Origin of the sequence: Caballeronia telluris (genome assembly GCF_001544495.1) — a bacterium.
Lineage (GTDB): Bacteria > Pseudomonadota > Gammaproteobacteria > Burkholderiales > Burkholderiaceae > Caballeronia > Caballeronia telluris.
In genome coordinates, this window is sequence record NZ_FCNZ02000025.1 from 79,144 (window position 1) to 91,603 (window position 12,460).

Annotated in this window: 12 protein-coding genes and 1 pseudogene; 6 read left to right on the forward strand and 7 right to left on the reverse strand. The window is 65.5% G+C overall.

What is annotated here, in order from left to right; genetic code table 11:
- The first annotated feature begins 106 nt into the window (after positions 1 to 106).
- Positions 107 to 1,132: a chemotaxis protein CheB gene (locus AWB66_RS25745; RefSeq protein WP_159462941.1), complete on the forward strand. Its 1,026-nt coding sequence runs from the start codon at positions 107 to 109 to the stop codon at positions 1,130 to 1,132.
- A gap of 141 nt (positions 1,133 to 1,273) precedes the next feature.
- Here the strand turns inward: AWB66_RS25745 and AWB66_RS25750 are convergent, their stop codons facing one another.
- From AWB66_RS25750 to AWB66_RS25775, 6 genes and pseudogenes are all read right to left on the reverse strand, one after another.
- On the reverse strand, positions 1,274 to 1,489 hold the full coding sequence (locus AWB66_RS25750) for a hypothetical protein (RefSeq protein WP_235021236.1): 216 nt from the start codon (positions 1,487 to 1,489) through the stop codon (positions 1,274 to 1,276).
- Between the two features lie 31 nt (positions 1,490 to 1,520).
- Positions 1,521 to 1,772 (reverse strand): annotated as a pseudogene (locus AWB66_RS25755) (alpha/beta fold hydrolase); the annotation flags it as partial.
- 63 nt (positions 1,773 to 1,835) lie between these two features.
- A complete protein-coding gene (locus AWB66_RS25760) occupies positions 1,836 to 1,973 on the reverse strand; it encodes a DUF3563 family protein (RefSeq protein WP_087632910.1) in 138 nt (45 codons plus the stop codon).
- 315 nt (positions 1,974 to 2,288) lie between these two features.
- Positions 2,289 to 2,597: a COG4315 family predicted lipoprotein gene (locus tag AWB66_RS25765; RefSeq protein ID WP_087632911.1), complete on the reverse strand. Its 309-nt coding sequence runs from the start codon at positions 2,595 to 2,597 to the stop codon at positions 2,289 to 2,291.
- A 251-nt stretch (positions 2,598 to 2,848) separates the two neighbouring features.
- Complete coding sequence (locus AWB66_RS25770) at positions 2,849 to 4,672, reverse strand: sigma-54-dependent Fis family transcriptional regulator (protein WP_087632912.1); 1,824 nt, start codon at positions 4,670 to 4,672, stop codon at positions 2,849 to 2,851.
- Entirely contained in the window at positions 4,669 to 7,413 is a 2,745-nt protein-coding gene (locus AWB66_RS25775; protein WP_159462942.1) for an ATP-binding protein, read from the reverse strand. Before AWB66_RS25775 ends, AWB66_RS25770 begins: the two co-directional genes overlap by 4 nt.
- A 339-nt stretch (positions 7,414 to 7,752) precedes the next feature.
- Here AWB66_RS25775 and AWB66_RS25780 point away from each other — a divergent pair, with 339 nt between their 5' ends.
- Genes AWB66_RS25780 through AWB66_RS25800 form a run of 5 tightly spaced genes read left to right on the forward strand, consistent with a single transcriptional unit; the run spans position 7,753 to position 12,284 of the window.
- A complete protein-coding gene (locus AWB66_RS25780; RefSeq protein WP_087632914.1) occupies positions 7,753 to 8,688 on the forward strand; it encodes a TauD/TfdA dioxygenase family protein in 936 nt (311 codons plus the stop codon).
- Between the two features lie 52 nt (positions 8,689 to 8,740).
- Positions 8,741 to 9,808, forward strand: coding sequence for an ABC transporter substrate-binding protein (locus AWB66_RS25785; RefSeq protein ID WP_087632915.1), 1,068 nt, complete (start codon positions 8,741 to 8,743; stop codon positions 9,806 to 9,808).
- A 17-nt stretch (positions 9,809 to 9,825) separates the two neighbouring features.
- Positions 9,826 to 10,674: an ABC transporter permease gene (locus tag AWB66_RS25790; RefSeq protein WP_087632916.1), complete on the forward strand. Its 849-nt coding sequence runs from the start codon at positions 9,826 to 9,828 to the stop codon at positions 10,672 to 10,674.
- A gap of 10 nt (positions 10,675 to 10,684) precedes the next feature.
- Positions 10,685 to 11,503 (forward strand): ABC transporter permease, encoded by an 819-nt coding sequence (locus tag AWB66_RS25795; protein ID WP_087632917.1) that lies wholly within the window; start codon positions 10,685 to 10,687, stop codon positions 11,501 to 11,503.
- A 10-nt stretch (positions 11,504 to 11,513) separates the two neighbouring features.
- Positions 11,514 to 12,284 carry an ABC transporter ATP-binding protein gene (locus tag AWB66_RS25800; protein ID WP_407642322.1) on the forward strand — a complete coding sequence of 257 codons (771 nt, stop codon included), beginning with the start codon at positions 11,514 to 11,516 and terminating at the stop codon, positions 12,282 to 12,284.
- A 71-nt stretch (positions 12,285 to 12,355) separates the two neighbouring features.
- Here AWB66_RS25800 and AWB66_RS25805 read toward each other — a convergent pair.
- On the reverse strand, positions 12,356 to 12,460 hold a 105-nt coding region (locus tag AWB66_RS25805; protein WP_141667388.1), incomplete at its 5' end, for a 4Fe-4S dicluster domain-containing protein.

The window sequence follows — 12,460 nt, forward strand, 5'->3', positions numbered from 1 at the left end:
GTACGAAATGATTCTCTTACGTACAACGCCATCGTCCGGGCTGCGGTGTAGGCTCGTTTCATGTCTGTGCGCTCGCGAAAGTAAGTCCTGGCAACCTCAAAAGGATGTGCAACTCTTCCACATGCCGACAGGTCATCGTCACGTCATCGTTATCGGTACATCGCTCGGCGGCCTTGCCGCTCTGCGAGCAATCCTTGCTGCTTTCCCCGAGGACCTGCACGCCGCCGTGCTCGTGGTGATGCATGTCGGCACGCAACGCAGCCTTCTGCCCGAGCTTCTTGCGCCGCATTGCCGTCTGCCGGTCAAGCACGCCGAGGACGACGAGCCCCTTGCGCGGTCGGTCGTCTACGTTGCGCCGCCCGACCGGCACTTGATGGTCTTCGAAGGACCAGTGCGTCTGAGCTCCGGTCCAAAGGAAAACTTCGCGCGTCCCGCCGTCGACCCGCTATTTCGATCCGTAGCGGTCGAGTTTGGTGAACGCGTCATCGGGATCGTGCTGACCGGCGATCTCGACGACGGTGCAGCCGGCATCGCAGCGATCAAGGCATGCGGCGGATGGGTCGCGGTCCAGGACCCGTCGGACTGCGTCGCGCCCTCGATGCCGTCGAGTGCGCTGCGCGCCACGACGGCGGACGTGATCGCCCCACTCGACCGGTTGGGCGACGCCATCGTGGACGCAGTGAACCAAAAGCCTTCTGAGGAACGACGGATCGTCATGGATAAAACACCCATCGAGCTGGAAACGCGCATTGCGCTCACCGGTCATTCGTCGCCCGATGATCTCGACGCGCTCGGCGAACGGAGCACCCTGACGTGTCCGGATTGCGGCGGCGTGATCTGGCGCGTCGGAGAAACCGAGCCGTTGCGTTACCGGTGCCACACCGGCCACGCGTTCTCGAACGCGTCACTCAACGCGGCGCAGGAGCGAAGCGTCGAAGAAGCGCTGTGGGTCTCGGTGCGTCGATTGCAGGAGCGCGCCGCTTTCGCGCTGGAACGCGCGCATGTCGCGCAACGCCGCAACGAACGCCACGAGGCTGCGGAGGAACTCGAACGGCACGCCAGATTTGCCGCGCTCGAGGATTCGTTGCGCCGGTTTCTTCAGCAGGACGCCATCGAACGAACCGAGCCTTGAGGACGAACCATCCTCGTCGAACCGGAACCCATTACGTCGTCGCCTGGGCCGCAGGGGCCATCGAACGCGACCGGCATCTTCAATCCGGTCCCCTCGGACGCTCGCAGCACGGATGACGGATGATTGCGCGCGGCCAATCCTCTATTTCAACTGCGCCGACTGCGCAGGAAGCTGATCCGGAAAATCCTCCCAGCCTCCGCCCAACGACTTGTAGACGGCAATCAAATCGGTCGTCACGCTGACGGTCGATTGCGCGAGTTGTTCGCGCATCTGGGCCAGTCGCCACTCGGCGTCGAGCACCGAGATAAACGTAGTGAGCTCCTTGCGATAGCTGTCCGTGGAAAGCTCCAGGCTCACGCGATTCGCCTCGACGGTCCTGATAAGCGCCGAGATGCACCTTGGCGCGCGAGGCGTCGATGATGCCGACGGTCCGCGCGGCTTCGTCGGCGAGCGTGAACGCGCGCTCGCCGCTTTAGGGTCCGGTGCTGTCGCAGTCCTAGTGCTCGGGCGCGAAGAACGCATGGCGCGAGCCGAGCGCCTCGTTGAGCTTATGCCATTGCGCGGCTCCGCAGCCGGAGCAATGCAGGGCGATCACGGTCGTCGGGGACGGGAGGGCTTGCGATGCGATGGCGTTGTCCATCTCGCTCATGGGACGCGAAGGCAGTGCGCGTGGACTTCACTCGTGGTCAAGCGACTCGCCGCTTTAGTGGTTCATCTCCATCGAACGCATGCGGCGTTCGAGTTCGCCTATGTCGACGGCGGCGCCAAGGTACGCGTCGCGACGGCTGTGTTCGGCGCGTTCCAGCGTCTTCTTCAGCAAGAAATAAAGGTAGACGAACATGATGTCCTCCGACTGCGGCCTGGTCGATTGCGTGTCGGCACAAGCCGGCGCGACACATGGATTCCAGGCGGGCATCCGGTGCAGGTCATCGGGGTCGATGGCTGGCAGTCCGTGCTACGGCTGGACGCTTCTCAATGCAGAGCCCATGCCAGATTGCAGCGAACCTTGTCTGGCGGACTCTTGATGGTTTTGAAGAGATGCTGAACCGGCGACGTGTCGTCACGCGACCAACGGATTTTTTAGCGATAGTGGGACGGTGGCAAACATGTGTCCCGGCCCGCGTTCAGCGACGTGCGATATATGTACGCTCTGCGCTCAGAAGTCGTCGGTCACCTGCGCAAACGCGGCACCCGGATTCGCATGAGCCGCCGGCCGGATCGCGTGCCAGATGCTGCCGACTCCGTTGTCGTTCACGTCGCCAAGCTTGCGGTCGTCCGCGTAGAAGTGGTCCGGCCCGACCACATCGCACGCACTGCGGCACGGGCCCGCGCGGCTTACGGAAGCGTCGTCGTCATAGACATACGCGGTCATGCCGTCGATCGACGACAACAGGTCGGTACCCGGAACGGCGCCGATCAGCGTCAATCCCGCGACTGCCGCGCCGAAACACATCGATTTGCTCATCACACACTCTCTCTCGAATCGGATTCACGATGAACGCAAGCGGCGCCCGAAACGAAACAACGCGTTTTGCGAGCGCCTCCTGATGCGAGAGACGTGCCAGGTGCACGCGCGAGAACGGCATGCATCGCCGTCGGCCTTGTGACGCAAGGGTCCGCTTCGATGCAAGAACACCGCGCCGCCGCTGCGGGCACGCTCACGCAGGGCGTGCGTTCACGGCGGTCTTCGGGAGATTCACGGAATATCGGGAACGTTCAGCTCGTCTTACGATTGATGGCGAGGCGCTTCATGCGCGATTCGAGCGTCGTGGGCTTCAGTCCGAGCCGCTCGGCCGCTCCCGACTTGCCGCTCACACGCCAGCCGGTTTCCTCCAGCACTTTGAGGATATGAAGCCGCTCCGCTTCTTCCATCGTCACCGCGCCCGAGTCGGCGCGTGCCGGTTCCGTTGCGGCCGGTGTCGTCGATGTCGGCGGCGCGGCAGGCGCCGTGTCCCGGAACCAGTCGCCCAGTGCAAGTCGCGCGCTTTGAGTCAGGATCACCGCGCGCTCGATCACGTGCTGAAGTTCGCGCACGTTGCCGGGCCACCGGTAGTTTTCGAGCACGGCCAGTTGCTCATTCGAGATCGCCTCGATGTGCTTGCCGTACTTCGTCGCGAAGCGCCGCACGAAATGCGCGGCGAGCGCCGCGATGTCGGCACGGCGCTCGCGCAACGGCGGCAGCGCAACCGGAAAGACGTTCAGGCGGTAAAAGAGATCCGCGCGAAAACGGCCGGCCGCGGCTTCGTCGGCGAGACTACGGTTGGTCGCGGCGACGATGCGCACGTCCGCCTTCTGCGTGCGCGTGCCGCCGAGACGCTCGAATTCGCCGTCCTGCAACACGCGCAACAGTTTCGCCTGGAGATCGAGGGCGAGTTCGCCGATCTCGTCGAGGAAGAGCGTGCCGCCATCGGCGAGTTCGAAGCGCCCGGCCTTGCGCGCCAGCGCGCCGGTGAACGCGCCTTTTTCATGGCCGAACAGTTCGCTCTCGATGAGACTGGCCGGCAGCGCGGCGCAATTCAGCTTCACGAACTGCCGGCTCGCACGCGGACTCATGCGGTGGATCGCGTGAGCAATCAGTTCCTTGCCCGTGCCCGTCTCGCCGCTCACGAGCACCGATGCGTCCGTACAGGCGACCTGCCGCACCTGCTCCATGACCTGACGCAATCCAGCGGGCCCGATGAGTTCCTCCGTCGCCTGCGCTTCGCGCAATTGTTCCCGCAGGCACCGGTTCAATCCGCGTAGCTGTCCGACTTCCGCCTCCGCTCTCCTGCGCTCTTCGATGTCGCGCAGGATCAGCGTGTAGATCGCCTGACCCGTGGCTTCGGCCCATGAAAGCGTCGCTTCGATCGCGAACGACTCGCCATCGGCGCGTAAGGCGCTCGATCCCTCGGGCACCCAGACGGGCGCTTGCGGACGTTGTCCGAGCATGTAGTCGCCGAGCAACCGGCACAGCGGCTCCGAAAGAAACCGGTGGCATGGCTTGCCGAGCGCTTCGTCCGCGATGCAGCGAAACACGCGCTCGGCCGCGCGGTTGAACAGCGTGACGCGGCCGGCTTCGTCGAGCGCGATGATGGCGTCCATCGCCGATTCGATGATGCGCGAGAGCCGATGCTCGCTCTCCTTGAGCCGTGCCCCGAGCCGTCTGAGTTCGAGATGCGTGCCGACACGCGCAAGCACTTCCTCGTGCTGGAACGGCTTCGTGATGTAGTCGACGGCGCCTAGTTCGAGGCCCCTCACCTTGTCGACGGTATCGGTCAGCGCGCTCATGAAGATCACCGGAATGTCGCGGGTCGCGGGGTTCGCCTTGAGACGCGCACAGGTGGCGAAGCCGTCGAGGCCGGGCATCACCACGTCGAGCAGGATCAGATCGGGCGAGGCGTACTCGATCGCTTCGAGCGCGCTCTCGCCGTCCTCCGCGACCGACACCGAAAAGCCGTTGGCGCTCAGCAGATCAAGCAGGATCGACAGATTGGCCGGGATGTCCTCGACCACGAGGATCAGCGGCCGTTGGTCCGCAGGGGTGGAGACGGTTCGCTTCATGGCTCGTCTGCGAGACGCTTCAGCCACCGGCGCAGTTCTTTCATGCGATAGGCTTCGCCGAGTTCGCGCAGTTGCGCCGCGAACGGCGCATGCGCGTGATCGCGCCGGGCCAGCTCGTTCGTCTCGTGCAGCAACTGCCTGACGTCGCCGCGTGACGCGAGATCGAGCAGCCGTCGCAGATCCGCGGACGGCGGTACGGCGAGGATCTCCGCGCGCTCCGGCTCGGCCTCCGCGCCATCGCCAGCGGCGTAAAGCACGGTGAGCCCAAGACGCGTGCACAGCAGATCGATCAGCCTCTCCTGCCGAAACGGCTTGGGAACGAATTCGTCGGCGCCCGACTCGATGCAGCGCGCGCGGTTATGTTCGAACGCGCTCGCGGAAATGGCGAAGATGACCGTCCCCGAAAGTTCAGGCAGCGCGCGGATACGGCGGGTCGCCGCAAGTCCGTCGAGGCGCGGCATGCGCACGTCCATCAGAATCGCATCGGGCCTGAGGAGGATCGCTTCGTCGATGGCGGCTTCGCCGTCCGCCGCTTCGTGCACGTCGAAGCCTAGCGGCGCGAGCAGGTCGCGCAGCAGGCCCCGTCCTTCCGCCTCGTCGTCGACCACGAGAACGCGCCGGCGCTCGCCTGCGATGCCCGTCGCGATCCGGACCGCGGCCATCGGCGGCTCTGCCTGGACCGGCGGCACCTCCAGTTCGAACCAGAAGCGGCTGCCTACTTGCGGCGTGCTCTCGACCTGAAGCGCGCCGCCCATCAGATGCACGAGACGCTTGCTGATCGCGAGCCCGAGCCCGGTTCCGTCGATCACCGTCGCCGGGTCGCGGACCTGATGAAACACGTCGAATATTTCGGACAAATGTTCCGGCTGAATGCCGATCCCCGTGTCTTCGACGAGAAAGCACAAGCGCGCTTCGTTCAGCCCGGTCTTCAGTACGATGCCGCCCTGCTGCGTGTACTTGATCGCGTTATCGAGGAGATTCATGAGCACCTGTCGCAGACGGCGCTCGTCGCCTCGGATCACGCGCGGAATGTCCGACCACTGCGCCGTGGTGAACGAAAGCCCCTTTGCTTGCGCGCGGCTTTTCATCATCCCGGCGATGCTCGCGAGCAGTCGATGCAAATCGAAGTTGTCGGCCACGACGTCCAGCGTGCCGGCCTCGATCTTCGCCATGTCGAGAATTTCGTCGATGAGTCCCAGCAAGTGTTCGCCCGACTGCTGGACGATCGTGAGCGCCTTGCACTGCCGCTCGTTCAGTTCGGCCTCGCGCCGCAAAAGCTGCGCATAGCCGAGCACGCTGTTGAGCGGCGTGCGCAACTCGTGGCTCATGTTGGCGAGGAACTCGGACTTCGCGCGGTTGGCCGCCTCGGCCGCCTCCTTCGCGCAGTTCAACTCCGACTGCGCGCGCTTTCTCTCGCTGATGTCGATGACGCTTCCCCGCACCAGCCGGCGCGCCGCGTCGGGCAGGCGCACGAGCCTGACCTCGCAGGGAAAGAGCGCGCCTGCCGTGTCGACATGCCACCATTCGAATACCGGCACGCCGCCCGCGAGCGCCTCCTCCACTTTCTCGCGCGCGGCCTCGCCCGACAGTCGTCCATCGGGCTGCCGCTCCGGGCTCAACTCGACGGGACCGATACGCAGCAGCGCGTCACGATCGCGGCCATAGAGCCGCGCGGCCTGCTCGTTCGCTTCGACGAAGCGCAGCGTGTCGACGTCGAGCAAGGTGATCGCGTCGGGCGAATAGGCGAGCATCGTGGAGAGGCGCTGCTCGCTCGCGCGCAGTGCCTGCTCGGTGCGCATGCGTTCGCCGATGTCGATGACACTGCCGCGGACCAGTCTGCGCGTTGCGTGCGGCAGGCGCACGAGGCGGATCTCGCACGGCACGAGCGCGCCCGATGCGTTGAGGTGCATCCACTCGAAGACCGGCGTGCCGCCGTCGAGCGCACGGTCGATCATCTCAAGCCGCGCCTCGCTCGAAATACGCCCGTCGGGCTGACGCTCCGGGCTGAGTTCCACTGGGTCCACCGACAGCAGCGCGTCGCATTCGCGGCCGAAAAGACGCGCGGCCTGCGCGTTGGCCTGCACGTAGCGATCGGCGTCGGCATCGAAGACGAGAATGGCATCCGGCGCGTACGCGACGAGTGTCGCGAGCCGCTGTTCGCTCTCGCGCAGCGCTTCCTCGGCGCGTCGGCGATCGTCGCGCTCGACAGCCAGCGCAATCAGGTTCGCAAGCGCAATACCGAACAGGCGGTCTTCCGGCGTCCACGGTGTAGGCGGCCCGACTTGCTCATGGCACAGCACGCCGTCGATCCGGCCGTTCAGATAGACCGGTGTATCGAGCATCGCGGTCACGCCGAGCGGCGTGAGATAGCTGCCCGAGAATTCATGCGTACGCGGGTCGGAATGAGCGTCGTCGACGACGATGGCGTCGCTCGTCGCCAGTGCTTCGAAGTATGCGGGGTATAGCTCGGCCTGCAATTGCGCGCCGCCGCTGTGCCGGTCGACGCTCGCCTCGTAGAGATCGAGGCAGACGATCGCGGAACGCGTGTGCGTGTAGCGCCAGAGGCTCACGCGCTCGACGTACATCAACTGCGCGGCCGTCTCCATGATGTACCGGATCGTCTGTTCGAGATTCTCGTTCTGATACACGTCGATGCGGGTCAGCGCGGCGAGCGCGGCTTGGCGTTCGAGCAGGCGCTCGCGTTTGGGACGCAGTGTGGAGAGTGGCCCTGGAGTCGTCACCGTCGTTCCTCTAAGGCTCTGGAGACGGCAACGTGCGGAACTGCACCATGCGGCGCACGATGCCGTCATCGCGGTGCCGAAGCTACTCTACACCGCTGAAAAGCGTTTGACATGGGATGTCACCGCATCGAAAGCGAGGGCCGCCGTCGTTTGCGTAGCAGCCGCTTACTACATGCGTCGGTGGCTGCGCGTCGCCTCATATGCGATCGACTCGCGGCATGAAAAGTAAAGTCGAATCTCTTCGTTGGTCCGGGTCGCAGGGGATGCTTCAATGCATCGATCGCGGAGAGTCGTCCGCGCACGATCGATCCAGAGCAACCGACCCACACGGAGATCCGCATGACCGGTACAGCCACCCTTTCGCATCCGTCAACCGAGCAACAAGCGTCCGCGCAGACGGAACTGCATGTCCGTCCGATCGGCGGTCGCGTCGGCGCCGAAGTACGCGGCGTCGCGCTCGGCGCCGAGCTCGACAGCGCCACCATCGGCGACATCAACGCTGCGTTGCTTCAACACAAGGTGTTGTTCTTCCGCGGCCAGTCGCATCTGGACGACGCCGCTCAGGAAGCCTTCGCCGCGCGCTTCGGCGAGACCGTCGCGCATCCGACCGTGGCCTCCGTGAAGAGCGGTAGCCGCCTGCTCGAACTGGATTCGAAGCACGGCACGCGCGCGAATTCGTGGCACACGGACGTCACCTTCGTCGACGCCTATCCGAAGATCTCGATCCTGCGCGGCGTGGTGATCCCGCCCGCAGGCGGCGACACCGTGTGGGCCAATACCGTCGCGGCTTACCAGCATCTGCCGCAGCCGTTGCGCGAGCTCGCCGACACGCTGTGGGCCGTGCACTCGAACGCCTACGACTACGCAGCGACCCGCTCGACGCCCGCCACCGATGCGGAACTCGCGTATCGCGAGCAGTTCACCTCGACGCTCTACGAGACCGAGCATCCGGTCGTGCGGGTGCATCCGGAGACGGGCGAGCGCAGCCTCGTGCTCGGGCACTTCGTGCAGCGCTTCGTCGGCTTGTCGCAGCGCGATTCGGATCGCCTGCTCGAACTCTTCCAGGACCACATCACGCGTCTGGAAAACACCGTTCGCTGGCGCTGGACGCAGGGCGACGTCGCGATCTGGGACAACCGCGCGACGCAGCACTACGCCGTCGCCGATTACGCCGACGCGCATCGCGTCGTGCGCCGCGCGACCGTGCACGGCGACGTGCCGGTGAGCATCGACGGCCGCACGAGCCGCACGGTCACGCGCACGGTGCGTTCCTGATTCGCCTGCCCGGACGCTCGTCCGGGCCCTCTCGTTCTTCCCTGCATACACGATGACACTGCGACTTCTACTCAAGACGCTGACAACGACGCTCGGCGTCATCGCGAGCGCAACTGCGTTCGCCGCCGCGCCGGGCGTCGTCAAGATCGGCGTGGCGCAACAGGGCGCAGGCGATCCGCCCGTGTTCGGCGGATCGCCTGCCGCGACCGCGCAACTGCAACATCGCGTCGAGGACGCGCTTAAGGCCGACGGCACTAAGGTCGAATGGATCTTCTTCAAGGGCGCGGGTCCGGCCGTGAACGAAGCGCTCGCCAACAAGCAGATCGACTTCGCCTACCAAGGCGATCTGCCCGCCGTGCTCGGCCGCGCAAACGGGCTCAAGACGCATCTGCTGGTCGCGTCGAACGTGCGCGCGGGCGTGTATCTCGCGGTGCCGCCGGATTCCGACATCAAGGGCGTGAAGGAGCTCAAGGGCAAGCGCGTGGGCATTTTCCGCGGGACCAACCTGCAACTCGTCGCCGACAACGTGCTCAAGGAGAACGGTCTCACCGAGCGCGATCTGCGCGTGATCAACCTCGATTCGGCGGCGGCACAGGCGGCGCTGGCATCGAAGGGCGTGGATGCGGTCTTCCTCGACTACAACCTCTTCAAGCTCCAGCGGCAAGGGCTTGCGAAGATCGTCTATGCATCGCGCGACGGCGGCCTGCAACTCACGCGGCAAGCGCATCTGCTCGTGCTGGAAGACTTCGAGCGCGCGCACCCGGAGACCGTGCAGAAGCTGGTGACGTCGGTCGTGCAGGCGTCGCAATGGTCCTCCGATGAAGCCAATCGCGATGCACTGTTCGAACTGTGGTCGAAGAGCGGCGTGCCGGCGCAATCGTGGCAATCGGAGTATGCGAACCAGCCGTTGAAGGATCGCAGTTCGCCGTTGATCGATCCGTTTCTGGTCGCGCGCTACCAGGCCGTCGCCGACGATGCACTGCGTCTAAACCTGATCCGCCAGCCAGTGAGCGTGAACGGCTGGTTCGAGCCGAAGTACCTCGACGAAGCGCTCAAGACGCTCAAGCTTCAGGCCTACTGGCCGCGCTTCGATGCGTCGGGCAAACCGATCGCATCCTGACCTACGGAGATTCGACCATGGCGAACGGTTTCGCACGTAGTTTCGATCCCGCAGTCGATGTCGGTGTGCGTGGCGCCCGAACGCCGACGCGCGGATCGCGGTTGAACGCGGCGCGCACGGCCGGCTGGGTGGCCCTGCCCTGGCTGCTGCCCGCGCTGTGCGCCGTGCTCTGGACGCTCGGTTCCCACTATGGCTGGATCTCGGCGCAAGTGCTGCCGCCGCCAGCGCTCGTCTTCGATACGCTCGCCGCCATGATCCGCAGCGGCGAATTGTGGATGCACGTCGGCGCGAGCCTGTCGCGCGTCGCTGTGGGCTTCGGCGCGGGCGTGGTGCTCGGCCTGCTGCTCGGCGGCGTGCTCGGGCTGTCGCGCACGGCGGAGGCCTATGTCCTTCCCGCGTTCAACGCGATCGTGCAGGTGCCTGTGCTCGGCTGGCTGCCGTTCCTGATGATCGTGGCCGGCATCGGCGAACCGCTGAAGTACATTCTGATCGCGCATGCCGCGCTCGTTCCCGTGACGCTCGGCACGCTGCAGGGCTTTCGCCAGACGCCGGACGCCTACCGGGAAGTCGCACGCGTGTTCCGCTTCACGCCCTCGCAGACGATTCGCTCAGTGATCCTTCCCGCCGCCGTGCCCGTGATCGGCACCAGCGTGCGGCTGGCGTTCACGAAGGCGTGGCTCACGCTCGTCGTCGTGGAACTCGTCGCATCGTCGGAGGGGCTCGGCTACCTGATCGTCTACGGACGGCAGTTGTTCCAGCTCGATCTCGTGCTGGCGTCGGTGCTCGTGGTCGGCGCGATCGGGTATGTGGCCGACCGTTTGCTGACCATCGTCGAAGCACGGCTGCAACGCGGCAACGCGCACTAAGGAAGACCTCATGGCCCACACCTCACTCGAACTCGAAGCCGGACGCGCGCTCGGCACCGATCGACCTTCAGGCCGATGGCGCGGCTGGGCACTGCCCATCGCGGCCCTCGTCGCGTGGTGGTATGTCTCGCGCAATGCAGGCGGCACGCACGGCATCCTAGTGTCGCCCGCGCAGGTTTGGCACACCGCGATCGGCCAGGCCGAAAGCGGCGCGCTCTGGCGAGCATTGTCCGCGTCGCTCGCGCGCGAACTGACCGGCTTCGCCATCGGCACGACGGCGGGCCTTGCGCTCGGTGCGCTGCTCAGCGTCTCGAAGCTTGCGGACCGCGCCATCGGCCCGAGCTTCAACACGTTCAAGCAAGTGTCGCTGTTCGCGTGGATCCCGCTGATCTCCGTATGGTTCGGTCTCGGCGATGTCGCGAAGGTCGTGTTCCTCTCGCTCGCGGCACTCGTGCCGGTGGTCGTGCATACGAGCGACGGCATCCGCGCCGTCCCGCCCGCGTTGCTCGAAGTCGCCCGCGTGTTCCGCTACAGCAAGTGGCAGACAGTGACCCATGTCGTGTTGCCCGCAGCGCTGCCCTCGGTGTTCACCGGCATCTATCTCGCGCTGATCTATTCGTGGCTCGCGACGCTCGGCGCCGAGTATCTGCTCGTCGCGGGCAGCGGGATCGGCAATACGCTCGTCGATGGCAGCGAGCAGTTCCGCATGGATCTCGTCGTGTTCGGCGTCATCGTGATCGGCGTGACGGGCTGGGCGCTCAACGCGCTCGCGCGCGCCATCCAGCGGCGCTGGTTCACTCATGCGCACCACGCGCGTCAAACGCAATAGGAGCTTTATCGTGTCGACCGTCATCCAGGATTCCGACAGCAGGCTCGACCTGCGGCAAGTAGCAAAGCACTTCGCGGGCGACGACACCGCGCGGCCCGTGCTCGACGGCATCGACCTGTCGATTGCGAGCGGCGAGTTCGTGAGCATCGTCGGCGCGAGCGGCTGCGGCAAGTCCACGCTGCTGCGCCTCATCGCCGGACTCGACGGCGAATTCGAAGGCGCGATCGACTTCGCCGGCCAAGCCGTGCGCACGACCGATCTCGCGCGCGGCATCGTGTTCCAGGACCACCGCCTCTTCCCGTGGCTCGACGTCGAGCAGAACATCGCGATCGCGCTCAAGAACGCGCCGCTTTCACGCGACCAGAAACGGCGCGCGGTAGAAGAGCATGTCGCGCTCGTCGGCTTGAGCGGCTTCGAGCATCACTTCCCGCACCAGTTATCGGGCGGAATGGCGCAGCGCGTCGCGATTGCGCGCGGGCTCGTGAACCGGCCTCGCCTGCTCTTGCTCGACGAACCGTTCGGCGCGCTCGATGCGCTGACGCGCGCGCGGCTTCAGCGCGAGCTGCAACGCATCTGGGAACACGAGCGGATCACGATGGTGCTCGTCACGCACGATGTCGACGAGGCCGTGTTTCTTGCCGACCGCGTCGTCGTGATGCGGGCGCGGCCGGGGCGTATAGGCCGAGTGCTCGACGTCGGGCTGGCGCGGCCGCGCGATCGCAGCGATGCGCGGTTCGTCGCGTTGCGCGACGAGATCCTCGGGGAACTGGGGCAGTTGTAGCGCGATGCCGTCTCTCGGAACGGCGTAGCACTATCACGGGCCGCTGTTCCGCGCCTCAAGAGGGAGCGTGCTCACATGTTCGGATAGTTCGGCCCGCCACCGCCTTCGGGCGTGACCCAGACGATGTTCTGCGTCGGGTCCTTGATGTCGCAGGTCTTGCAGTGCACGCAGTTTTG

Excerpts from the sequence above, each read along its gene's own strand:
- AWB66_RS25760 (WP_087632910.1), bottom strand. The coding sequence starts at position 1,973 with ATGTTCGTCTACCTTTATTTCTTGCTGAAGAAGACGCTGGAACGCGCC.
- AWB66_RS25765 (WP_087632911.1), bottom strand. The coding sequence starts at position 2,597 with ATGAGCAAATCGATGTGTTTCGGCGCGGCAGTCGCGGGATTGACGCTG.
- AWB66_RS25770 (WP_087632912.1), bottom strand. The coding sequence starts at position 4,672 with ATGAAGCGAACCGTCTCCACCCCTGCGGACCAACGGCCGCTGATCCTC.
- AWB66_RS25780 (WP_087632914.1), top strand. The coding sequence starts at position 7,753 with ATGACCGGTACAGCCACCCTTTCGCATCCGTCAACCGAGCAACAAGCG.
- AWB66_RS25785 (WP_087632915.1), top strand. The coding sequence starts at position 8,741 with ATGACACTGCGACTTCTACTCAAGACGCTGACAACGACGCTCGGCGTC.
- AWB66_RS25790 (WP_087632916.1), top strand. The coding sequence starts at position 9,826 with ATGGCGAACGGTTTCGCACGTAGTTTCGATCCCGCAGTCGATGTCGGT.
- AWB66_RS25795 (WP_087632917.1), top strand. The coding sequence starts at position 10,685 with ATGGCCCACACCTCACTCGAACTCGAAGCCGGACGCGCGCTCGGCACC.